Annotated in this window: 18 protein-coding genes; 1 reads left to right on the top strand and 17 read right to left on the bottom strand. The window is 58.7% G+C overall.

The features are described from left to right. Positions 1-39: 39 nt before the first annotated feature. Positions 40-885 (bottom strand): S-formylglutathione hydrolase, encoded by an 846-nt coding sequence (fghA, locus tag PMI30_RS13935; protein ID WP_008010210.1) that lies wholly within the window; start codon positions 883-885, stop codon positions 40-42. An 8-nt stretch (positions 886-893) separates the two neighbouring features. After that, the gene (locus PMI30_RS13930; RefSeq protein ID WP_007907184.1) at positions 894-2006 is read right to left on the bottom strand and encodes an S-(hydroxymethyl)glutathione dehydrogenase/class III alcohol dehydrogenase; all 1113 of its coding nucleotides are present in this window, start codon (positions 2004-2006) and stop codon (positions 894-896) included. Between the two features lie 106 nt (positions 2007-2112). Here PMI30_RS13930 and PMI30_RS13925 point away from each other — a divergent pair, with 106 nt between their 5' ends. Next, a complete protein-coding gene (locus PMI30_RS13925; protein WP_008010213.1) occupies positions 2113-3009 on the top strand; it encodes a LysR substrate-binding domain-containing protein in 897 nt (298 codons plus the stop codon). Between the two features lie 48 nt (positions 3010-3057). On the opposite strand, the gene ispD is transcribed toward PMI30_RS13925, so the two are convergent. The 15 genes from ispD to bamA all read right to left on the bottom strand — a co-directional run. After that, positions 3058-3765: a 2-C-methyl-D-erythritol 4-phosphate cytidylyltransferase gene (gene ispD, locus PMI30_RS13920; protein WP_008010215.1), complete on the bottom strand. Its 708-nt coding sequence runs from the start codon at positions 3763-3765 to the stop codon at positions 3058-3060. Beyond that, entirely contained in the window at positions 3762-4040 is a 279-nt protein-coding gene (gene ftsB / locus PMI30_RS13915) for a cell division protein FtsB (protein ID WP_007907178.1), read from the bottom strand. The genes ispD and ftsB overlap by 4 nt, the downstream gene beginning before the upstream one ends. Before the next feature lie 171 nt (positions 4041-4211). Further along, complete coding sequence (gene eno / locus PMI30_RS13910) at positions 4212-5501, bottom strand: phosphopyruvate hydratase (RefSeq protein ID WP_007907175.1); 1290 nt, start codon at positions 5499-5501, stop codon at positions 4212-4214. Between the two features lie 156 nt (positions 5502-5657). Next, positions 5658-6503 (bottom strand): 3-deoxy-8-phosphooctulonate synthase, encoded by an 846-nt coding sequence (kdsA, locus tag PMI30_RS13905; protein ID WP_008010217.1) that lies wholly within the window; start codon positions 6501-6503, stop codon positions 5658-5660. A gap of 5 nt (positions 6504-6508) precedes the next feature. After that, entirely contained in the window at positions 6509-8140 is a 1632-nt protein-coding gene (locus tag PMI30_RS13900; RefSeq protein ID WP_007907172.1) for a CTP synthase, read from the bottom strand. A gap of 274 nt (positions 8141-8414) precedes the next feature. After that, positions 8415-9743, bottom strand: coding sequence for a tRNA lysidine(34) synthetase TilS (gene tilS / locus PMI30_RS13895; RefSeq protein ID WP_008010219.1), 1329 nt, complete (start codon positions 9741-9743; stop codon positions 8415-8417). Positions 9744-9877: 134 nt separating this feature from the next. Continuing rightward, entirely contained in the window at positions 9878-10825 is a 948-nt protein-coding gene (locus PMI30_RS13890) for an acetyl-CoA carboxylase carboxyltransferase subunit alpha (RefSeq protein ID WP_008010221.1), read from the bottom strand. A gap of 151 nt (positions 10826-10976) precedes the next feature. Further along, positions 10977-14498, bottom strand: coding sequence for a DNA polymerase III subunit alpha (gene dnaE / locus PMI30_RS13885; RefSeq protein ID WP_008010222.1), 3522 nt, complete (start codon positions 14496-14498; stop codon positions 10977-10979). 82 nt (positions 14499-14580) lie between these two features. Continuing rightward, positions 14581-15222, bottom strand: a complete 642-nt coding sequence (rnhB, locus tag PMI30_RS13880) for a ribonuclease HII (RefSeq protein ID WP_008010223.1) — start codon at positions 15220-15222, stop codon at positions 14581-14583. Next, positions 15222-16349, bottom strand: a complete 1128-nt coding sequence (gene lpxB, locus PMI30_RS13875; RefSeq protein WP_008010225.1) for a lipid-A-disaccharide synthase — start codon at positions 16347-16349, stop codon at positions 15222-15224. Before lpxB ends, rnhB begins: the two co-directional genes overlap by 1 nt. A 2-nt stretch (positions 16350-16351) precedes the next feature. Continuing rightward, complete coding sequence (gene lpxA, locus PMI30_RS13870; RefSeq protein WP_008010226.1) at positions 16352-17128, bottom strand: acyl-ACP--UDP-N-acetylglucosamine O-acyltransferase; 777 nt, start codon at positions 17126-17128, stop codon at positions 16352-16354. Then, positions 17125-17565, bottom strand: coding sequence for a 3-hydroxyacyl-ACP dehydratase FabZ (fabZ, locus tag PMI30_RS13865; RefSeq protein WP_007907157.1), 441 nt, complete (start codon positions 17563-17565; stop codon positions 17125-17127). The genes lpxA and fabZ overlap by 4 nt, the downstream gene beginning before the upstream one ends. Before the next feature lie 108 nt (positions 17566-17673). Next, positions 17674-18729, bottom strand: a complete 1056-nt coding sequence (lpxD, locus tag PMI30_RS13860) for a UDP-3-O-(3-hydroxymyristoyl)glucosamine N-acyltransferase (RefSeq protein ID WP_008010228.1) — start codon at positions 18727-18729, stop codon at positions 17674-17676. A gap of 3 nt (positions 18730-18732) precedes the next feature. Beyond that, positions 18733-19236 (bottom strand): OmpH family outer membrane protein, encoded by a 504-nt coding sequence (locus tag PMI30_RS13855; protein ID WP_007907155.1) that lies wholly within the window; start codon positions 19234-19236, stop codon positions 18733-18735. Between the two features lie 45 nt (positions 19237-19281). Next, a partial coding sequence (gene bamA / locus PMI30_RS13850; protein ID WP_008010232.1) for an outer membrane protein assembly factor BamA occupies positions 19282-20864 on the bottom strand: 1583 nt, incomplete at its 5' end.

Here is a 20864-nt window from a genome sequence, read left to right on the forward strand (position 1 = left end):
AAACGCCCCGATTTTTGTCAGGGCGTGATTCTACCTGCATTAGGCGCCTAGGGCGCGTGCGTGATGCTGCAAGTGGTCGTCAATGAAGCTGGCGATGAAGAAATAACTGTGGTCGTAGCCTGGTTGCAGACGCAACGTCAGCGGATGACCCGCCAGTTTGGCGGCCTGTTGCAAGGCTTCAGGCTTGAGCTGGGTAGCCAGGAAATCATCGCGATCACCCTGATCGACCAGCAGCGGCAGCTTCTCGTCAGCCTCGGCGATCAATGCACAGGCATCCCATTCGCGCCACTTCGAACGGTCTTCTCCCAAGTAACGGGAAAAGGCTTTCTGGCCCCAAGGACAATCCATTGGATTGTTGATCGGCGAGAACGCCGACACCGACAGGTAACGCCCCGGATTGCGCAACGCGCAGACCAACGCGCCGTGGCCGCCCATGGAGTGACCACTGATGCCACGCTTGTCCGATGTCGGGAAATGCGCTTCGACCAATGCCGGCAATTCCTGAACGACATAGTCATGCATCCGATAGTGCCGGGACCAGGGTTCCTGAGTGGCATTCAGATAAAAACCGGCACCGAGACCGAAGTCCCAGGCGCCATCTGGATCACCCGGCACATCAGGGCCGCGAGGGCTGGTGTCCGGTGCGACGATGATTAGCCCAAGCTCGGCAGCCATGTGCATGGCGCCGGCCTTTTGCATGAAGTTTTCGTCGGTGCAGGTCAGGCCAGACAGCCAGTACAACACCGGCAATTTGCCGCCCTGCTCCGCTTGCGGCGGCAGGTACACGGCAAACACCATGTCGCAACCGAGCACGTCGGAGCGGTGCCGGTAGCGCTTGTGCCAGCCACCGAAGCTTTTCTGGCAGGAGATATTTTCCAGGCTCATGACCGACCTCAGAAATGGATGACGCTACGGATGCTTTTGCCTTCATGCATCAGGTCAAACGCCTTGTTGATATCTTCCAGGCCCATCGTATGGGTGATGAAGGTATCCAGCGGAATCTCGCCGGTCTGGGCCATTTCAACATAGCTCGGCAACTCGGTACGCCCGCGCACACCACCGAACGCGGAGCCGCGCCAGACGCGACCGGTCACCAGTTGGAATGGACGGGTGGAGATTTCCTGACCGGCACCGGCCACGCCGATGATCACCGATTCACCCCAACCCTTATGGCAGCACTCAAGTGCAGCACGCATCAGCTGGACGTTGCCGATGCACTCGAAGGAAAAGTCGACGCCACCATCAGTCATGTCGACGATCACTTCCTGGATCGGACGATCGAAGTCTTTCGGGTTTACACAATCGGTCGCGCCCAATTGCTTGGCGATCTCGAACTTGGCCGGGTTGATGTCGATGGCGATGATCCGCCCTGCCTTGGCTTTGACCGCGCCAATCACAGCCGACAGACCAATGCCGCCCAAGCCGAAGATGGCGACGGTGTCACCCGGCTTGACCTTGGCGGTGTTGATCACCGCGCCGATGCCGGTGGTGACGCCACAACCCAGCAGGCAGACTTTTTCCAGTGGTGCTTCTTTCGGAATTTTGGCGACGGAGATTTCCGGCAGCACGGTGTACTCGGAGAAAGTCGAGGTGCCCATGTAGTGGAAAATCGTTTCGCCTTTGTAGGAAAAACGCGAAGTGCCATCCGGCATCAGGCCTTTACCCTGTGTCGCACGAATCGCCTGGCAGAGGTTGGTTTTGCCCGACAGGCAGAATTTGCACTTGCCGCATTCCGGGGTGTACAGCGGGATCACATGGTCGCCGACGGCGACCGAGGTCACACCCTCGCCGATCGCCTCGACCACAGCACCACCTTCGTGACCCAGGATCGACGGGAAGATACCTTCCGGGTCCGCGCCAGAAAGTGTGTAGGCATCGGTATGGCAGACACCGGAGGCGACGACGCGCAGCAAGACTTCACCAGCCTTGGGCATGGCGACATCGACTTCAACGATCTCGAGGGGTTTCTTGGCCTCGAAGGCAACGGCGGCGCGCGACTTGATCATGCTGACTCTCCAGTGAATAAAAACGAGACAATAAGTGTAATACAACGCCTTACGATGAATAATCAGGACAAAAGCAAAACATTATTGCCATACAGGGATAATCCTGATGTCCGAAAATCGCTGGGAAGGCATCGATGAGTTCGTCGCCGTCGCTGAGTGCAGCCAATTCACCGCCGCGGCGGAACGTCTTGGGGTTTCTTCCTCTCACATCAGTCGCCAAATCGTACGACTGGAAGAGCGCCTGCAAACCCGTTTGCTCTATCGCAGCACCCGTCGGGTCACGCTGACCGAGGCCGGGCAAACCTTTTTGCAGCATTGCCAGCGTTTGCAGGACGGTCGCGAAGAAGCCTTACGCGCTGTCGGCGACCTGACCAGCGAGCCCAAGGGCATGCTGCGCATGACCTGCGCCGTGGCTTACGGCGAACGATTCATCGTGCCACTGGTGACTCGCTTCATGGGGCTGTATCCACAACTGCGCGTCGACATCGAGCTGAGTAACCGACCGCTCGATCTGGTGCATGAAGGGCTGGACCTGGCCATCCGCCTCGGCCGCCTGCAGGATTCAAGATTGGTCGCGACGCGCCTGGCGCCACGACGCATGTACCTGTGCGCCTCGCCGTCCTACCTGGAACGGTATGGTCGCCCACACAGCTTGTCGGAACTGAGTCGCCATAATTGCCTCATCGGCAGTTCGGATATCTGGCAACTGGAACAGAACGGACGGGAATTTTCCCAGCGCGTACAGGGAAACTGGCGCTGCAACAGTGGGCAAGCGGTGCTGGATGCGGCGTTACAGGGAGTGGGGTTGTGTCAGTTGCCGGATTACTACGTGCTGGAACACCTGAAAAACGGCGAATTGATTTCGCTGCTGGAAGCCCATCAACCGCCGAATACCGCCGTGTGGGCGCTTTACCCACAGCAACGGAATCTGTCGCCGAAGGTGCGCAAGTTGGTGGATTATTTGAAGGAGGGGTTGGCTGAACGGCCGGAGTATCGGAGTTAAGTCATGGGTTGCCTGCTCGCGATGGCGACAGAACAGTCAACGAGTCATTCAGCGGCGGTTAGCCCAACGCTGGCGCAACCATTCAAGGTCTTCGGGGCGAGTGACCTTGATGTTATCGGATCGCCCTTCAATCAAGCGCGGCGCCTGGCCCGACCACTCCATGGCCGAGGCTTCATCGGTGATGACAACATCGGCCACCAGACTGTCCGCCAATGCCCGATGCAACGCGCCAAGGCGAAACATCTGTGGCGTATAAGCCTGCCAGATCACACTGCGATCCACGGTTTCGACGACACGGCCCTGCTTGTCGACCCGCTTGAGGGTATCGCGCGCAGGCACCGCCAACAGACCGCCCACCGGATCGTCGGCCAGTTCACTGAGCAACTTATCAAGATCATCACGCGCCAGATTCGGCCGCGCGGCATCGTGAACCAACACCCAATCCTCATCGTCAGCGCCTTGGGCATGCAAATGCAGCAAGGCATTGAGCACTGACCCGGAACGCTCGGCGCCGCCTTCAACCCGCTGAATACGCGGATCGGCAGCACAGGCCAGGTTCGGCCAGTAAGGATCGTCGATAGCAAGACTGACCACCAACCCCTTCAGGGCAGGATGATCGAGGAAACAGCCGAGGCTGTGTTCGAGAATAGTGCGCCCGCCCAGTTGCAAGTATTGCTTGGGACGGTCCGCGGCCATACGGGCACCAACGCCCGCGGCAGGAATCACGGCCCAGAAGGCCGGTAACGAGTTAATCATTGGGCCAACTGGTAAAGGGTTTCACCGTCCTTGACCATGCCCAACTCATGACGAGCCCGTTCTTCAACGGTCTCCATGCCCTTTTTCAATTCGCTGACTTCGGCGTCCATCACCCGATTGCGCTCCAGCAACGCCTCGTTCTCGGCGTGTTGATCCGCAATCTGCTGCTTCAGCTCGGCCACTTGCGCCAGACTGCCATTACCCACCCACAGGCGGTACTGCAGGCCGGCCAGCAGCAAGAGCAAGACGAGGAACAACCAGTTGGGACTGCGCATCGAATATCAGGTATCCAGTGAAAAAAGACAGCCATGCCAAAACTTTGAAGCTTCTGATAGCACGAAGCCTGGAAGAACCAGGCTTGTGCTCTTAAGGCATCAGATTAGTGGCAAATCCATCGCTGCTGCGATTTTTCCGACACAATCCGGTGTCTTTTTGTCGTTTACCACTCAGCCGCGAAATTCGCTACGACCGTTGTACTTGGCTTTGCCATTCAACTGCTCTTCGATACGCAGCAGTTGGTTGTACTTGGAAACGCGGTCGGAACGGCACAGGGAGCCGGTCTTGATCTGGCCAGCCGCAGTGCCCACCGCCAGGTCGGCAATGGTCGAATCTTCGGTTTCGCCGGAGCGGTGCGAGATTACGGCGGTGTAACCAGCGGCCTTGGCCATCTGGATGGCTTCCAGGGTTTCGGTCAGGGTGCCGATCTGGTTGAACTTGATCAGGATCGAGTTGGCGATCTTTTTATCGATGCCTTCTTTCAGGATCTTGGTGTTGGTCACGAACAGGTCGTCGCCTACCAGCTGAGTCTTCTCGCCGATCTTGTCGGTGAGGATTTTCCAGCCAGCCCAGTCGGACTCGTCCAGACCGTCTTCGATGGAGATGATCGGGTAACGCTCGGTCAGACCTTTCAGGTAATCGGCGAAACCTTCAGCGGTGAACACCTGGCCTTCGCCGGACAGGTTGTACTTGCCGTCTTCGTAGAATTCGCTGGCTGCGCAGTCCAGAGCCAGGGTCACGTCGGTGCCCAGCTTGTAACCGGCGTTGGCCACGGCTTCGGAGATCACTTTCAAAGCGTCTTCGTTGGAGGCCAGGTTCGGCGCGAAACCACCTTCATCACCAACGGCAGTGCTCAGGCCACGAGCCTTCAGTACAGCTTTAAGGTGATGGAAAATCTCGGTGCCCATGCGCAGACCTTCCGAGAAAGACTTGGCGCCTACCGGCTGAACCATGAATTCCTGGATGTCGACGTTGTTATCGGCGTGCTCGCCACCGTTGATGATGTTCATCATCGGAACCGGCATCGAGTAAACACCCGGGGTACCGTTCAGATTAGCGATGTGAGCGTACAGCGGCAGGTCCTGGTCCTGTGCTGCTGCCTTGGCCGCGGCCAGGGAAACGGCGAGGATCGCGTTGGCGCCCAGGGTCGCTTTGTTTTCGGTGCCGTCCAGCTTGATCATCGCGTGATCCAGCGCTTTCTGGTCGCTTGGGTCTGCACCCAGCAACAGGTCGCGGATCGGACCGTTGATGTTGGCGACGGCTTTCAGAACGCCTTTGCCCAGGTAACGGCTCTTGTCGCCATCACGCAGCTCGAGCGCTTCACGCGAGCCAGTGGAAGCACCGGATGGCGCGCAAGCGCTGCCGATGATGCCGTTATCGAGAAGCACGTCTGCTTCCACAGTGGGATTGCCACGGGAGTCGAGAACTTCACGACCTTTGATGTCGACGATTTTTGCCATTGTTGTGAACACTCCAAAGTTGACGAAAACGACGCAGCTGAAGGAAATCTTTTATCGTCGGCAAGTGATAGACAGGGGGCAAGCTTGCGGACGACAACGCTCAAGCCCGAGGGCCTGAGCGTTAAACCGTGCAGTACTTTACCGGAGAATCGGGGTTTACGCGGTTTCTACTGTCGGAAAACTTTTAACCAATTCGTCCAGTGCCTTGAGTTGAGCCAGGAAGGGTTCCAGTTTGTCCAGACGCAAGGCGCAAGGGCCGTCGCATTTGGCGTTGTCCGGGTCCGGGTGCGCTTCGAGGAACAGGCCGGCCAGCGACTGGCTCATGCCGGCCTTGGCCAGGTCGGTGACCTGGCCGCGACGACCACCAGCGGAATCGGAGCGACCGCCGGGCATTTGCAGCGCGTGGGTCACGTCGAAGAACACCGGGTATTCGAACTGCTTCATGATGCCGAAGCCAAGCATGTCGACGACCAGGTTGTTGTAGCCGAAGCTCGAACCACGCTCGCAGAGGATCAACTGATCGTTGCCGGCTTCTACGCACTTGTTCAGGATGTGTTTCATTTCCTGAGGCGCAAGGAACTGGGCTTTCTTGATGTTGATCACCGCGCCGGTCTTGGCCATCGCGACCACGAGGTCGGTCTGGCGCGACAGGAAGGCCGGCAACTGGATGATGTCGCAGACTTCAGCGACGACCGCTGCCTGATCAGGCTCGTGGACGTCGGTGATGACCGGCACGCCAAAAGCTTGCTTGATGTCCTGGAAAATCCGCATACCTTCTTCCAGGCCGGGGCCACGGTAAGAGGTCACAGAAGAACGGTTCGCCTTGTCGAAACTGGCCTTGAACACGTAAGGGATACCGAGTTTTTCGGTGACCTTTACGTACTCTTCGCAAACCTGCATCGCCATGTCGCGACTTTCCAGCACGTTCATGCCACCGAACAGCACCATCGGCTTGTCGTTAGCGATCTCGATGTTGCCTACGCGGATGATTTTCTGCGCCATCAGGTTTATGCCTTCTTCTGGTGTTGGGTCAAAGCGGCTTTGACGAAACCGCTGAACAACGGGTGACCGTCACGTGGCGTCGAGGTGAACTCAGGGTGGAACTGGCAAGCGACGAACCATGGATGATCCGGCGCTTCGACCACTTCAACCAGCGCGCCATCACCGGAGCGACCGGAGATTTTCAGACCGGCCTCGATGATTTGCGGCAGCAGGTTGTTGTTCACTTCGTAGCGATGACGGTGACGCTCGACGATCACGTCCTTGGCATAGCAATCGTGCACCAGGGAACCTGGCTCAAGCAGGCAATCCTGAGCGCCGAGGCGCATGGTGCCGCCCAGGTCGGACGTTTCAGTACGCGTTTCGACTGCACCGGTGGCATCTTCCCACTCGGTGATCAGCCCCACGACCGGGTGACCGCTGGTGCGATCGAACTCGGTGGAGTTGGCGTCTTTCCAGCCCATGACGTTACGAGCGAACTCGATAACGGCCACTTGCATCCCCAGGCAGATACCCAGGTACGGAACCTTGTTTTCGCGAGCGTATTGAACGGCAGTGATCTTGCCTTCAACGCCACGCAGACCGAAGCCGCCCGGTACCAGAATCGCGTCGACGCCTTCCAGCAGCGCAGTGCCCTGGTTTTCGATGTCTTCGGAATCGATGTAGCGCAGGTTGACCTTGGTGCGGTTACTGATGCCGGCGTGACTCATCGCTTCGATCAGCGACTTGTAGGCGTCCAGCAGTTCCATGTACTTGCCGACCATCGCGATGGTGACTTCGTGTTCCGGGTTCAGCTTGGCATCAACTACCGCTTCCCACTCGGACAGATCGGCGCTGTCGCATTGCAGGCCGAAACGCTCGACGACGAAATCATCCAGGCCCTGGGAGTGCAGGATGCCCGGGATCTTGTAGATGGTGTCGGCGTCTTCCAGCGCGATCACCGCACGTTCTTCAACGTTGGTGAACTGCGCGATCTTGCGACGCGAAGAGATGTCGATCGGGTGATCGGAACGGCACACCAGCACGTCTGGCTGCAGGCCGATGGAACGCAGTTCCTTGACCGAGTGCTGAGTCGGTTTGGTTTTGGTTTCGCCGGCAGTGGCGATGTACGGCACCAGCGTCAGGTGCATCAGCATCGCGCGCTTGGCGCCGACTTCGAAACGCAATTGACGGATCGCTTCGAGGAACGGTTGCGACTCGATGTCACCCACGGTGCCACCGATCTCGACCATGGCCACGTCGGCATCGCCGGCGCCCTTGATGATCCGGCGCTTGATTTCGTCGGTGATGTGCGGGATCACCTGAATGGTTGCGCCCAGGTAATCACCACGGCGCTCTTTGCGCAGGACGTGTTCGTAGACACGGCCGGTGGTGAAGTTGTTGTTCTGGGTCATGGTCGTGCGGATGAACCGCTCGTAGTGGCCCAGGTCCAGGTCGGTCTCGGCGCCGTCGTGGGTGACGAACACTTCACCGTGCTGGAACGGGCTCATGGTGCCCGGGTCAACGTTGATGTACGGGTCCAGCTTCAGCATGGTGACCTTAAGTCCCCGCGCCTCCAGGATGGCCGCCAATGAAGCCGAGGCAATGCCTTTCCCCAATGAAGAAACAACACCGCCCGTGACGAATATGTAGCGCGTCATGAAAAACCCTAGAAGTCTGCGTTAAAGCGGTCCGAGCCGCCGGGGAAAGCGAAGGAAGGCCGAAGCCCCCGATCACCTGCATTAATCACAGTGCACCTTTCAAAAAAACCGCCGCGTTGGGACAGACCGGTAGATGAAACACCGGTAGGTTGCTCGCTACACATTTTTTGGAATCGCCCAGCAAAGACTGCTTGGTAATCGGCAACTCCTGCGATTCAGGCGAATCCACAGAAGTTGTATCAAGAAGGGAGCGTAGTCTACCGGAAAGCCCCTTTCAGCTCAAACCTTGATCTTCGATCAGCGGCTGCCAATGCAAATACCAGCCACCTTGCTCACCGCCATTTAGCCCCCGCAGGTTCGCCACCGCCAGCAATTGCTGGCCTCTGTAGACCAGCGGCAATCTGCCACGGGCGAAGCCCGGCACACCGCTTTCGTTGAGCAAACGCTTCAAGTCACGGTGGCCGCGATCGGGCAGGTTCATGACCTCGCCTCCCTCACGATAGCGGATCTGCAGCGGGCCAGCGGGGATCTGACCGGTGAACGTAAGTACGCCATTATCCGGCAACACCAGTGATACCGAGGGATCAGCCCAAGATACCGGGAATGGCGGAGTGCGCAGCCAGCCACCCGACAACCACCAGAGACGCCCACCCGCGCGATGCAATTCACCTGCCGCCAGCCGCCAGACCGGACGCGCATCGCCGGTCGCATCGCGCAAATTCTCCCAACCCGACCAATGGTCACTGTCCGGCAAAGTCGTCAGCGGTTTGAGCCAGTGACTTAGCGCGTTGCGCTGGCGCGCATCAGACAGTTTTTCCAGTGGCGCCAGCTCCAGCGACGGCAAGCCCAGCCAATCGAACTCGCTGACCGTGGTGGCGTGGGCCAGATCGATTTGCGCCAATTCGTCGAGCAGTCCCTGCGCTTCGCTCAGATGCGCGGCGCTGCGAGCCATGGTCGTCACGGCTTGCGGCCAGCGCGCAGTCAACACGGGGAACACCTGATGACGCAGATAATTGCGCGAGAACTGGTGGTCCTGGTTCGATGGATCCTCGATCCAGCCCAACTGATATTCAGTCGCGCAGGCCTCAAGCTCGGCGCGAGTAACGTCGAGCAAGGGTCGCAGCAGATGCCCCCGCCCCAAAGGACGCTCGCTCGGCATCCCCGACAAGCCTCTCACCCCTGCCCCACGCATCAGTCGAAACAACAGGGTTTCCGCCTGATCGTCACGGTGTTGCCCAGTGAGCAGCACTTCACCAATATGAGTCGCCGCGATGAAGGCGCTATAACGCGCATCCCGCGCCGCACGCTCAAGGCTGGCGCCGGGTTCAACCTGAACACGCACGACTTCCAGCGGCACTCCCAACGCATCACAGACCGACTGACAGTGTTCCGGCCACGCATCAGCCGCAGCCTGAAGGCCGTGGTGGACATGGATGGCGGTCAGTGTCGGCAGGGATTGGGTTTTCGCAAGGTGCGCGAGAAGGTGCAGCAGGACGGTGGAGTCGAGACCACCGGAGAACGCGATGCGCCAGGTTGTGGCGTTGCGCCAAGGCGTAAGGTTGCGCAGGAGTCGGGTAGACAAATCAATCGTGGGCTGACTCATATCGATCACTTCGCACAAATCAAATGTGGGAGCGGGCTTGCTCGCGAAAGCGGTTCAACACTCAACACATCAGTTGACTGTTATACCGCTTTCGCGAGCAAGCCCGCTCCCACATTATTAAAGCCGAGGTCAGATCAGAGACCGTAGCTCATCAGACGCTCATAACGACGGGCCAACAGCGCCTTGTTATCGAACTTCTTCAACATCGCCAGTTGCGAGCTCAGCTCGGCGCGAATCGAGGCAGCCGCAGCGGCCGGATCACGATGAGCGCCGCCCAATGGCTCGCCGATCACCTTATCGACAATGCCCAGGCCCTTCAGACGCTCGGCAGTGATGCCCATGGCTTCAGCAGCATCCGGCGCCTTCTCGGAAGTTTTCCACAGAATCGAAGCGCAACCTTCCGGCGAAATCACCGCGTAGGTCGAGTACTGCAGCATGTTCAGCTGATCGCAGACGCCGATCGCCAATGCACCACCGGAACCACCTTCACCGATCACGGTGGCAATGATTGGGGTTTTCAGGCGAGCCATGACGCGCAGGTTCCAGGCAATTGCTTCGCTTTGGTTGCGCTCTTCGGCGTCGATGCCAGGGTAAGCACCCGGGGTGTCGATGAAGGTCAGGATCGGCATTTTGAAACGCTCGGCCATTTCCATCAGACGGCACGCCTTGCGGTAGCCTTCCGGACGCGGCATGCCGAAGTTGCGGCGAACCTTCTCGCGCACTTCGCGGCCTTTCTGGTGACCGATGATCATCACCGGCTGGTCGTCCAGACGGGCAATGCCGCCAACGATCGCAGCGTCGTCGGAGAAGTGACGGTCGCCGTGCAGTTCGTCGAACTCGGTGAAGATGTGTTCGATGTAGTCCAGGGTATACGGACGTTTCGGGTGACGCGCCAGACGTGCGATCTGCCAGCTGGTCAGCTTGCCGAAGATGTCTTCGGTCAGCGTGCTGCTCTTGTCCTGCAGGCGGGAGATCTCATCGCCGATATTCAGCGAATTGTCATTACCGACCAAGCGCAACTCTTCGATCTTGGCTTGCAGGTCGGCGATCGGCTGTTCGAAATCTAGAAAATTCGGGTTCATAGGCGTCCGTCTTGGGTCGACCTCCAAGAGAGCTTGGGCCGGCCGGTTGTCTATTCGCGCCCTACCTTAAGGGACAGGCGCGTTCAGGTCGAGATTAAAAATTCGGGTCGGGGTCAGGCGCGTTCCAATGGTAAGGAATGGCACCTGACCGTCAACGGTATTGGAGGAAGACGTTGTCTCGCCCGAACTGGTCACGCAGGGCTTGAATCAAGGCATCCGCCGGATCGATCCGCCAGGTCTCGCCGAACTGCAACAAGGCCTTCGCATCGGGACTGGTGTACTCCATGGTGATCGGGCACGCGCCGCGGTGGCGCTTGAACAGCTCACCCAGCCAGCGTAGCTGATCGCCCTTCAAATCCTTGGTGTGCAATTTCAGGCGCAGGCTTTCGGCCAGGTTGGTGCGCGCGTCTTCCATGCTCATCACCCGCTTGACCCGCAGCCGCAGGCCACCAGAGAAGTCGTCATTGCTGACTTCGCCTTCGACCACCACCATCGCGTCGGTCTGCAACAGCGACTGCGCAGAATGGAAGGCGTCGGCGAACAGCGAGGCTTCGATCCGCCCGGAGCGGTCGTCGAGGGTGATGAAACCCATCTTGTCGCCCTTTTTGTTCTTCATCACGCGCAGGGCGATGATCATGCCCGCGACCGTCTGCGTATCGCGAGCCGGCTTCAGGTCGATGATGCGCTGACGGGCGAAACGACGAATTTCGCCTTCGTATTCGTCGATCGGGTGACCGGTCAGGTACAGGCCGAGGGTATCTTTCTCCCCTTTCAGGCGCTCCTTGAGGGTCAGTTCCTTGGCCTTGCGGTGGTTGACATACACATCCGCGTCTTCTTCAACGAACAGGCCGCCAAACAGGTCGGCGTGGCCACTGTCGTGGGTGCGAGCGGTTTGTTCGGCAGCCTTGATCGCCCCTTCCATCGCGTTCAACAAGACCGCGCGGTTCTGGTCGATACTGGCTTGATAGGCTTTTGGTTCGTCATGGAAATACGGGCCCAGACGATCCAGCGCGCCGCTGCGGATCAAACCGTCCAGGGTGCGCTTGTTGATCCGCTTGAGATCGACACGGGCGCAGAAATCGAACAGATCCTTGAACGGTCCGTCCTGTCGCGCCTCGGTGATCGCTTCCACCGGCCCTTCGCCCACACCCTTGATTGCGCCGAGACCGTAAATAATGCGGCCTTCGTCATTCACCGTGAACTTGAACTCCGAAGTATTCACATCCGGCGCGTCGAGACGCAGCTTCATGGTGCGAATTTCTTCGATCAAGGTCACGACCTTGTCGGTGTTGTGCATATCCGCCGACAGTACCGCAGCCATGAACGGCGCCGGGTAGTGGGCTTTCAGCCAGGCGGTCTGGTACGACACCAGGCCATACGCGGCGGAGTGGGATTTGTTGAAGCCGTAACCGGCGAATTTTTCTACCAGGTCAAAGATGTTACCCGCCAGGTCGGCGTCGATATTGTTGGTGGCGCAACCCTCAATGAAACCGCCGCGTTGCTTGGCCATTTCTTCGGGTTTTTTCTTACCCATGGCTCGACGCAGCATGTCCGCACCGCCAAGGGTGTAACCGGCCATGACCTGGGCAATCTGCATCACCTGTTCCTGATACAGGATGATGCCGTAAGTCGGCGCCAGGACTGGCTTGAGGCCTTCGTACTGGTAATCCGAGTGCGGGTACGCGAGTTCCGCGCGACCGTGCTTACGGTTGATGAAGTCGTCCACCATGCCCGATTGCAACGGGCCGGGACGGAACAGGGCCACCAGTGCGATCAAGTCTTCCAGGCAGTCGGGCTTGAGCTTTTTGATCAGCTCTTTCATGCCACGCGACTCAAGTTGGAACACCGCGGTGGTTTCGGCTTTTTGCAACAGCGTGTAGGTCGGTTTGTCGTCCAGCGGGATAAAGGCGATATCCAGCGGCGGCTCGTTGACCTTGGCGCGATCGCGGTTGATGGTTTTCAGCGCCCAGTCGATGACCGTCAGGGTCCGCAACCCCAGGAAGTCGAACTTCACCAGACCGGCAGCCTCGACGTCGTCCTTGTCGAACTGGGTTACCAGGCCATCACCCGCTTCGTCGCAATAAATCGGCGAGAAGTCGGTCAGCTTGGTCGGCGCGATTACCACACCACCGGCGTGCTTGCCGACGTTACGCACAACGCCTTCGAGCTTGCGCGCCATCTCCCAGATTTCCGCTGCCTCTTCATCGACCTTGATGAAGTCGCGCAGGATTTCTTCCTGCTCGTAGGCCTTTTCCAGGGTCATGCCGACTTCGAACGGAATCATCTTCGACAGACGATCCGCCAAGCCGTAGGACTTGCCCTGCACCCGCGCCACGTCACGGACCACCGCTTTCGCCGCCATGGAACCGAAGGTGATGATCTGGCTAACCGCGTTACGACCGTATTTCTCGGCCACGTAATCGATCACCCGGTCACGGCCGTCCATGCAGAAGTCGACGTCGAAGTCGGGCATGGATACCCGTTCCGGGTTAAGGAAACGTTCGAACAGCAGGTCATATTCCAGCGGGTCGAGGTCGGTGATCTTCTGCACATAGGCCACCAGCGACCCGGCACCCGACCCACGACCCGGACCTACCGGCACGCCGTTGCTCTTGGCCCACTGGATAAAGTCCATCACGATCAGAAAGTAACCGGGGAACCCCATCTGGATGATGATATCCAGCTCGAAATTCAGCCGGTCGACATAGACCTGACGCTTGGCTTCGTAGTCTTCGGTGGTGTCCTTGGGCAGCAGGACGGTGAGGCGCTCTTCCAGACCGTCGAAGGAAACCTTGCGGAAGTACTCGTCGATGGTCATGCCATCGGGAATCGGGAAGTTGGGCAGGAAGTGCTTGCCCAGTTTCACGTCGATGTTACAGCGCTTGGCGATCTCGACCGTGTTTTCCAGCGCCTCGGGCAAGTCGCTGAACAGCTCGGCCATTTCCTCGGCGCTTTTGAGGTATTGCTGATCGCTGTAATTCTTCGAACGCCGCGGATCGTCGAGGGCGCGGCCTTCACCGATGCAAACGCGGGTTTCGTGGGCGGCGAAGTCTTCCTGCTTGATGAAGCGCACGTCGTTGGTCGCGACCAGCGGCGCACCGATTTTTTCAGCCAGGGCCACAGCACCGTGCAACTGTTCTTCGTCGTTGGGGCGGTTGGTGCGCTGGATTTCCAGGTAGAAGCGATCCGGGAACACGGCCATCCATTCACGTGCCAGGTTTTCCGCTTCGGCGGGGTTGCCACTGAGCATCGCCAGACCGATCTCGCCTTCTTTCGCAGCCGACAGCATGATCAAGCCTTCGCTGGCTTCAGCCACCCACTCGCGCTCGATGATGACAGAACCATTGCGCTGGCCATCGATGAAGCCACGCGAGATCAGTTCGGTGAGGTTGCGATAACCCACGGCGTTCATCGCCAGCAGGCTGATCCGGCTCAGAGCGTTATCCGGATCCTTGTTCGACAGCCACAGGTCGGCGCCACAGATCGGCTTGATCCCGGCGCCCATGGCGGCTTTATAGAATTTGACCAGGGAACACATGTTGTTCTGGTCGGTGACCGCTACGGCAGGCATGTTCATGCCGACCAGGGTCTTGACCAGCGGCTTGATCCGCACCAGACCGTCGACCAGGGAATATTCAGTGTGCAGGCGTAGATGAACGAATGAAGCCGGCATAGTGATCCTGTCTAGAAACTAGAAACGTGAAGACAACAAGGCCCGGATTGTACCGGGCCTTGAGTAAAACATCAGCCTGCGGCTAACGCTCGATCAGGTTTTCCCGCGCTTCATACGCCAAGCGTACCGGGGCGAACGAGCGGCGATGGATTGGGGTCGGCCCCAAGCGGGCCAGCGCTTCCAGGTGAACGGGTGTCGGGTAGCCTTTATGGCCTCCGATCCCGTAACCCGGATAAATCAGTTCGAATGCCGCCATTTCCCGATCACGGCTGACCTTGGCCAGAATCGATGCCGCGGCAATGGCCGGTACCTTGCCATCGCCCTGAATCACCGCTTCGGCGCGCATCGAGAGCTTCGGGCAACGGTTGCCGTCGATCATCGCCAGTTTCGGCTGAATGTGCAGCCCTTCGACGGCACGCTGCATGGCCAGCATGGTGGCGTGAAGAATGTTCAGCTCGTCGATTTCTTCTACTTCAGCGCGAGCGACATACCAACTCAGGGCCTTTTCGCAGATTTCATCGTAAAGCGCATCACGGCGAGCTTCGGTAAGCTTCTTCGAGTCGTTGAGGCCCAGGATGGGGCGGCTCGGATCGAGGATCACTGCCGCCGTCACCACCGCACCACACAGCGGGCCGCGACCGACTTCATCGACACCCGCCACCAGATCTTCAAGCTCATCGACCAGCATAAAATCCAGGCCCATCTGCTTACTTGCTTTGCTCATTATGCTCTGCCAATCAGGTTCAGTACCGCGTCCGCTGCCTGATTGGAGGCGTCCAAGCGCAGGGTTCGGTGGATTTCGTCAAAGCCCCGGGTCTGCTCCTGGCCACCTTCGATCAGTGGCGACAGGGTTTGGGCCAAGGCCTCTACCGTCGCATCGTCCTGCAACAACTCCGGCACCAGCAGGCGCTGGGCCAGCAGATTTGGCAAGGAGACGTAGGGACTCTTCACCATCCGTTTGAGAATCCAGAACGTCAGCGGTGCCAAGCGATAAGCGACCACCATCGGTCGCTTGTATAGCAATGCTTCCAGCGTAGCCGTCCCCGAAGCGATCAACACCGCGTCGCAAGCCGCCAGGGCCAGATGGGATTTGCCGTCGAGCAAGGTCAGCGGCAGATCGCGACCGGCCAGCAGCTCTTCAAGCTGGGCCCGGCGCTGCGGGCTCGCGCATGGCATGACGAACCGTACGCCCGGGCGCATGGCCCGCAAGCGCTGGGCGGTGTCGAGGAACAGCGCACCAAGGCGCCCGACCTCACCGCCACGGCTGCCCGGCATCAGGGCGACCAGCGGCCCATCCGGCAAGCCAAGCTCAGCCCGCGCGGCGGCGCGATCAGCCTCAAGCGGAATCGCATCGGCCAGGGAATGCCCGACAAACCGCACCGGGACACCCTTCTCTTCATAAAATTTGGCTTCGAACGGGAACAGCGTCAGCATCAGGTCGCAACCTTCGCGAATCTTCAGCACCCGCTTCTGCCGCCAGGCCCAGACCGACGGGCTGACGTAATGCACGGTCTTGATCCCGGCCTGACGCAGCTTGAGCTCGATATTGAGGTTGAAGTCCGGGGCATCGATACCGATGAACACGTCCGGCTTCTCGGCGATCAGGTCCGCGACCAGTTTCTTGCGACGCGCCAACAGCTCGCGCAAACGGCCCAGCACTTCCACCAAGCCCATGACAGAAAGACGTTCCATCGGGAAATACGACGCCAGGCCTTCGGCCTGCATCAGCGGACCGCCGACACCGATGAACTCGACTGCCGGATGCCGAGCCTTGAGCGCGCGCATGAGACCCGCACCCAGAATGTCACCGGAAGCCTCTCCCGCCACCAGCGCAATACGCAAATTGGCCATGCTTAACGGGTGATGCCGCGGGTCGAAGACTGGATGGAGTCACGGAACACCGCGACTTCCGGGAACTGAAGCGAGGGTTCGGCCAGCTCGGCAAGCGCCTGCTCGACCGTCAGGCCCTGGCGGTAAACCACCTTGTAGGCACGACGCAAGGCGTGAATCGCGTCCTCGCTGAAACCGCGACGGCGCAGGCCTTCGAAGTTCATGCTGCGGGCTTCGGCCGGGTTGCCGAATACCGTGACGTAGGCTGGAACGTCCTTGCCAATGGCAGTGCCCATACCGGAAAAGCTGTGGGCGCCGATGTGGCAATACTGGTGAACCAGGGTAAAACCGGACAGGATCGCCCAGTCCTCGACATGCACATGGCCCGCCAACGCGGTGTTGTTGACCAGAATGCAGTGGTTGCCGATAACGCTGTCGTGACCGATGTGGGCATAGGCCATGATCAGATTGTGATCGCCCAGGGTCGTTTCCGAACGGTCCTGAATGGTCCCGCGGTGAATCGTCACACCTTCGCGAATGACGTTATGGTCACCGATGACCAGACGGGTTTCTTCGCCCTTGTATTTCAGATCGGGCGTGTCCTCGCCTACCGAAGAAAACTGGTAGATGCGGTTGTGCTTACCGATTCGGGTCGGGCCCTTGAGAATCACATGCGGCCCGATCACTGTCCCCTCGCCGATTTCCACACCTGCGCCGATGATCGACCAAGGGCCGACTTCGACGTCGTCGGCCAGAATGGCCGTCGGATCGATGATTGCGCGAGGGTCAATCAAACTCATAGTTTGCGTTCCGCGCAGATGATTTCAGCGGAGCAGACTGGCTTGCCATCGACCGAAGCCTGGCACTCGAACTTCCAGATCTGACGCTTGCAGCTCAGGAACTTGGCTTCCAGGATCAGCTGATCGCCTGGCAGCACAGGCTGGCGGAAGCGCAGCTTGTCGGAGCCGACGAAGTAATAAAGCGTGCCGTCGGCAGGCTTCACGTCGAGCATTTTGAAACCAAGGATCCCGGCAGCCTGAGCCATCGCTTCGATGATCAATACGCCCGGCATGATTGGATGCGCAGGGAAGTGACCATTGAAGAACGGTTCGTTGATGCTGACATTCTTGTAGGCGCGAATGCGCTTGCCTTCCACATCCAGATCCACGACCCGGTCCACCAGCAGGAACGGGTAACGGTGAGGCAGGTATTCGCGAATCTCGTTGATGTCCATCATTTCGGGGGGAAGCCTATGTAAAGATTGGGAGCGCGCGACTGACGCGCACTCCTCTAGCAAATCAAGGAGGCAGTCTAGCGGCTGTGCACACTTGATATGGAAATGGTATCAGCCATCTGATGAAGCATTACCGTCAGGGGTCACGTCCCCTACACGCTTTTCCAGCTGTCGCAGTCGTCGCGCGATGTCATCGAGCTGACGGATACGTGCCGCGCTTTTGCGCCATTCGGCTGCCGGTTGCATCGCCGTACCGGAAGAATAGGAACCCGGCTCGGTAATCGAGTGGGTCACCATGGTCATCCCGGTCAGGAAAACGTTGTCGCAAATTTCGATATGCCCCACCAGCCCTACGCCACCGGCGAGCATGCAATGCTTGCCGATCTTGGTGCTGCCGGAGATCCCCACACACGCGGCCATGGCGGTGTGATCACCGACCTGGACGTTGTGAGCGATCTGAATCTGGTTGTCGAGCTTCACACCATTGCCGATAACGGTATCGGCCAGTGCGCCGCGATCGATAGCGGTATTTACGCCTATTTCCACGTCATCGCCGATCGAGACGCCGCCGATCTGGGCGATTTTCTGCCAGACACCTTTCTCGTTGGCAAAACCGAAGCCTTCACCGCCGAGCACGGCACCGGATTGAATCACCACCCGTTTGCCGATGCGCACATCGTGATACAGCGTGACACGCGGAGCCAACCAGCCGCCCTCGCCGATTTCGCAGCGCGCACCGATGAAGCAATGAGCCCCAACGGTCACACCTGCGCCAATACGCGCCGCACTTTCGATCACCGCAAAAGCACCGATGCTCGCCGCTGGATCGACCACTGCATCCGCGGCCACCACCGCTGTCGGATGAATACCGGCAGGCGCCTTGGGTTTGGGATCGAACAAATGGGAAACGCGCGCGTAGGCCAGGTACGGATCCGGCACCACCAATGCATCACCGGCAAAACCTTCAGCGTCAGCGGCCTTCAGCAATACAGCTGCAGCCTGACTGCCAGCCAGGTATTTACGGTATTGAGGATTTGCCAGAAAGCTCAACTGAGCTGGGCCAGCCTCTTGCAAAGTGGCTAGCCCAGTAATTTCTTTCTTCGGGTCGCCACGCAAGGTGGCGCCGAGGAACTCGGCCAACTGGCCGAGCTTTATAGTCGCTGTCATGGGTTACTTCAGCTGATTCATGCGCTCGATAACCTGGCGAGTGATGTCGTACTGAGGCTTGACATCAATCACTGCGCCACGCTCGAAGACCAGGTCAAAAGCACCTTTCTTGATGACTTCTTCCACAGCGCTGTCCAGTTTCGGCTTGAGCTGTTTCAGCATTTCACGGTCGGCAACGGCCTTGGCTTCGTTCAGTTCCTTGGACTGGAACTGGAAATCACGAGCCTTTTGCTTGAACTCAAGCTCCAGACGCTCACGTTCGCCTTGTTGCATTTTGTCGCCGCCAGCCATCAGACGGTCCTGGATACCCTTGGCGCTGCTTTCCAGGCTTTTGAGCTTGGTCAGTTGCGGGCCGAATTTTTTCTCGGCATCCACGGCGTATTTTTTCGCCGCGTCGGATTCCAGCAGTGCCATCTGATAGTTCAGAACGGCGATTTTCATGTCGGCAAAAGCCGGACCTGCTACCAGTACGGTCGCCAGGAGAACCAATTGAGTCAACTTACGCACGATGCACTCCTACAAAATCCATTGTCGTTATCTTGGGTCAGACGCTTAGAACGTCTGGCCGAGGGAGAATTGGAACACTTGAGTCTCAGCGTCATCCGGTTTCTTGACCGGCATGGCCAACGCGAAGCTCAGAGGACCCAGTGCGGTAACCCAGGTCACGCCTACACCGACGGAACTGGCCATGTTGCTCAGGCTAATGTCGTTACACGCTGTTTGGGCGGTTGAACCAACATTGGCGTTCGTCGTTTTGTCGCACTTGGAGTCGAAAACGTTACCCACGTCCCAGAATACCGAAGTACGCAGGGAACGCTGATCCTTGACGAATGGCAGCGGGAACAGTACTTCGACACCACCCTGGATCAGGACGTTACCACCGAATGGCAGCGGATCCTGGTCCGGGTCGGCGAGCGTACCGGCGTTACCCGTGACAGCCGCGCCGCGGCTAGGTGTACTGCGAGGACCGAGGGTACTGTCCTTGAAACCACGAACCGAGTTGAAACCACCAGCATAGTAGTTTTCATAGAACGGTAAGCCATCGGTAGAACCGTAGCCATCGCCATAACCCAGTTCGGTGTGAAGGCGCATGGTGTAGTTTTCAGACAATGGCTGGAACAACTGGCCACGGTAATCAAGCTTGAAGAACGACAGGTCGCTACCCGGCGTGGTGGTTTCCAGGGTCAGGCTTTGGGAATGACCACGGGTCGCCAATACGCCTTTGTTCAAAGTGGACTCGGACCAACCGGCCGAAGCCTTGAAGTTCAGGTAGCTGTCGCCCTCGCGGTTAACGAAGTCGAAAATCTCGTCAACGGTGTACTGGCCGGTCTTGATCTTGTCCTGCTGTGCAGTCAGACCGAAGGTCAGGCGCGAAGTCTCGCTGATTGGGTAGCCGACGCTCACGCCAGCACCCAGGCTGTCTACGGCATAGCTGGCCACGTCGACATCGAGGTCGTCATAGTCGGTGGTGCGGTAGAAAGCGTTGTAACCCAGGCTCACACCGTCAGCAGTCCAGTAGGGGTCGACATAACCGAAGTTATAGCGGCTCTGGTATTCACTGCGGGTCAAACCGATGCTGACCTTGTTACCGGTACCCAGGAAGTTGTTCTGGGTGATCGAACCACCCAGGATCAGACCGGCACTCTGGGCGAAACCGACGCTGGCGGTAATCGAGCCGGACGCCTGCTCTTCAACGCTGTAGTTCACGTCAACCTGGTCGTCTACGCCCGGCACGGCCGGTGTCTCGACGTTGACTTCCTTGAAGAAGCCCAGACGTTCCAGACGGGTCTTGGATTGATCGATCAGGTAAGTCGAAGCCCAACCGCCTTCCATCTGACGCATTTCACGGCGCAGCACTTCGTCTTCGGACTTGGTGTTGCCACGGAAGTTGATGCGGTTCACGTAAGCACGCTTGCCCGGATCGACAGCGAACGTGATGTCGACCGTGTGGTCGTCATCGTGAGGCTGAGGCACGCCGTTGACGTTGGCGAAGGTGTAACCCTCGTTACCCAGGCGACGGGTGATCAGTTCGGACGTGGTGGTCATCAGCTTGCGCGAGAACACCTGGCCTTTCTGAACCAGCAGCAGGGACTTGACCTGGTCTTCAGGCACTTTCAGGTCGCCGCTGAGCTTGA

The organism is Pseudomonas sp. GM50, assembly GCF_000282375.1.
Lineage (GTDB): Bacteria > Pseudomonadota > Gammaproteobacteria > Pseudomonadales > Pseudomonadaceae > Aquipseudomonas.

Bases quoted from the DNA above. Each gene is read 5' to 3' on its own strand.
- fghA (WP_008010210.1), bottom strand. From the start codon at position 885: ATGAGCCTGGAAAATATCTCCTGCCAGAAAAGCTTCGGTGGCTGGCAC.
- PMI30_RS13930 (WP_007907184.1), bottom strand. From the start codon at position 2,006: ATGATCAAGTCGCGCGCCGCCGTTGCCTTCGAGGCCAAGAAACCCCTC.
- PMI30_RS13925 (WP_008010213.1), top strand. From the start codon at position 2,113: ATGTCCGAAAATCGCTGGGAAGGCATCGATGAGTTCGTCGCCGTCGCT.
- ispD (WP_008010215.1), bottom strand. From the start codon at position 3,765: ATGATTAACTCGTTACCGGCCTTCTGGGCCGTGATTCCTGCCGCGGGC.
- ftsB (WP_007907178.1), bottom strand. From the start codon at position 4,040: ATGCGCAGTCCCAACTGGTTGTTCCTCGTCTTGCTCTTGCTGCTGGCC.
- eno (WP_007907175.1), bottom strand. From the start codon at position 5,501: ATGGCAAAAATCGTCGACATCAAAGGTCGTGAAGTTCTCGACTCCCGT.
- kdsA (WP_008010217.1), bottom strand. From the start codon at position 6,503: ATGGCGCAGAAAATCATCCGCGTAGGCAACATCGAGATCGCTAACGAC.
- PMI30_RS13900 (WP_007907172.1), bottom strand. From the start codon at position 8,140: ATGACGCGCTACATATTCGTCACGGGCGGTGTTGTTTCTTCATTGGGG.
- tilS (WP_008010219.1), bottom strand. From the start codon at position 9,743: ATGAGTCAGCCCACGATTGATTTGTCTACCCGACTCCTGCGCAACCTT.
- PMI30_RS13890 (WP_008010221.1), bottom strand. From the start codon at position 10,825: ATGAACCCGAATTTTCTAGATTTCGAACAGCCGATCGCCGACCTGCAA.
- dnaE (WP_008010222.1), bottom strand. From the start codon at position 14,498: ATGCCGGCTTCATTCGTTCATCTACGCCTGCACACTGAATATTCCCTG.
- rnhB (WP_008010223.1), bottom strand. From the start codon at position 15,222: ATGAGCAAAGCAAGTAAGCAGATGGGCCTGGATTTTATGCTGGTCGAT.
- lpxB (WP_008010225.1), bottom strand. From the start codon at position 16,349: ATGGCCAATTTGCGTATTGCGCTGGTGGCGGGAGAGGCTTCCGGTGAC.
- lpxA (WP_008010226.1), bottom strand. From the start codon at position 17,128: ATGAGTTTGATTGACCCTCGCGCAATCATCGATCCGACGGCCATTCTG.
- fabZ (WP_007907157.1), bottom strand. From the start codon at position 17,565: ATGATGGACATCAACGAGATTCGCGAATACCTGCCTCACCGTTACCCG.
- lpxD (WP_008010228.1), bottom strand. From the start codon at position 18,729: ATGACAGCGACTATAAAGCTCGGCCAGTTGGCCGAGTTCCTCGGCGCC.